General features: G+C 82.5%; 1 pseudogene. It reads left to right on the top strand.

Annotated features, from left to right (window positions below):
* Positions 1-309: pseudogene (locus JHD63_RS23230) on the top strand (hypothetical protein); the annotation flags it as partial.

The following is a 309-nucleotide window of genomic DNA, read 5'->3' as shown; positions in this document are numbered from 1 at the left end:
CCCCCCCCCCCCCCCCCCCCCCCCCCCCCCCCCCCCCCCCCCCCCCCCCCCCCCCCCCCCCCCCCCCCCCCCCCCCCCCCCCCCCCCCCCCCCCCCCCCCCCCCCCCCCCCCCCCCCCCCCCTCCACCCCCCCCCCCCCCCCCCCCACCTACACTAGGTTCTCTTCGTCGGCAGCGTCAGATGTGTATAAGAGACAGGCCCTTCACCGCGCACTTCGACGAGAGCGTGGACCAGGGCCCGGCCGGCGGCCATGGCTGGGACGGCCGCGCCAGCACCCTGCACGAGCAGGCGGCCATCCCGCTGCTGGCC

The organism is Xylophilus sp. ASV27 (genome assembly GCF_016428875.1).
Taxonomy (GTDB): Bacteria; Pseudomonadota; Gammaproteobacteria; order Burkholderiales; family Burkholderiaceae_C; genus Xylophilus.
Note: the sequence above shows the minus strand (reverse complement) of the source record. Positions and strands in the feature narration are given on the sequence as shown.